The sequence below is a fragment of the Streptomyces sp. NPDC002742 genome (assembly GCF_042888885.1).
Lineage (GTDB): Bacteria > Actinomycetota > Actinomycetes > Streptomycetales > Streptomycetaceae > Streptomyces.
This window is the reverse complement of sequence record NZ_JBIAQF010000078.1, coordinates 1-1,430: the sequence shown is the minus strand read 5'-3', so window position 1 is coordinate 1,430 and position 1,430 is coordinate 1. Positions and strand designations below refer to the sequence as shown.

Annotated in this window: 1 protein-coding gene; it reads right to left on the bottom strand. The window is 68.3% G+C overall.

The features are described from left to right. The coding region (locus tag ACFYW8_RS44545) for an acyl-CoA carboxylase subunit beta (RefSeq protein WP_389093921.1) at positions 1 to 1,406 on the bottom strand (1,406 nt) is incomplete at its 3' end. Positions 1,407 to 1,430: the final 24 nt, after the last annotated feature.

Below are 1,430 nucleotides of genomic sequence, written 5' to 3'. Positions count from 1 at the left end.
TCCGCCGCGTAGTAGGGGTGCATCAGCTCGGCCTTGTACTCCTTGACCATGCGGACGCGCATCGCCTCGGGATCGGCGGCATCGGCGATCTGGCGGCGGAAGATGACGTTGGCGGCACCTTCGGCGCCCATCACGGCGATCTCGTTCGTCGGCCAGGCGTAGGTGAGGTCCGCTCCGATGGACTGGCTGTCCATGACGATGTAGGCACCTCCGTACGCCTTGCGCAGGATGAGGGAGATCCGCGGCACCGTCGCGTTGCAGTAGGCGTAGAGCAGCTTCGCGCCGTGCCGGATGATCCCGCCGTGCTCCTGGTCGACACCCGGGAGGAACCCGGGCACGTCCAGCAGCGTGATGATCGGGATATTGAAAGCGTCACACATCTGGACAAAGCGCGCAGCTTTTTCGGATGCCTCGATGTCGAGGACTCCGGCGAGGGTCTGGGGCTGGTTGGCGACGATGCCGACGACCTGGCCGTCGAGGCGGGCCAGCGCGCAGATGATGTTGCGGGCCCAGCGCTCGTGGATCTCCAGGTAGTCGCCGTCGTCGACGAGCTCCTCGATGACCTTGGTCATGTCGTACGGGCGGTTGCCGTCGGCCGGGACCAGGTCGAGCAGCACCTCGCTGCGGCGGTCGGCCGGGTCCGCGGAGGCGGCCCGCGGCGGGTTCTCGCGGTTGTTCTGCGGGAGCATCGACAGGAGGTAGCGCACCTCGGCGATGCAGGTCTCCTCGTCGTCGTACGCGAAGTGGCAGACGCCGGAGGTCTCCGCGTGGACGTCGGCGCCGCCCAGGCCGTTCTGGGTGATCTCCTCGCCGGTCACCGCCTTGACCACGTCCGGGCCGGTGATGAACATCTGCGAGGTCTCACGGACCATGAACACGAAGTCGGTCAGCGCGGGACTGTAGGCCGCGCCGCCCGCGCACGGGCCGAGCATCACGGAGATCTGCGGGATGACCCCGGAGGCCCTGGTGTTGCGCTGGAAGATACCGCCGTAGCCGGCGAGCGCGGACACACCCTCCTGGATACGGGCACCCGCGCCGTCGTTCAGCGACACCAGCGGCGCACCGGCCGCGATGGCCATGTCCATGATCTTGTGGATCTTCGTGGCGTGGGCCTCGCCCAGCGCACCGCCGAAGATCCGGAAGTCATGCGCGTAGACGAAGACCGTACGGCCCTCGACCGTGCCCCAGCCGGTGATCACACCGTCGGTGTACGGCTTCTTGGCCTCCAGGCCGAAACCGGTCGCCCGGTGCCGGCGCAGCTGCTCGACCTCCTGGAACGAACCCGAATCCAGCAGCAGCCCGATCCGCTCCCGGGCCGTCAGCTTGCCCTTGGCATGCTGCGCCTCGGTCGCCTTCTCACTCGGGCCGGCCATCGCCCGGGCACGGATCGCGTGCAGCTCCGCCACACGTCCACGCGCGTCCGTCGGTTC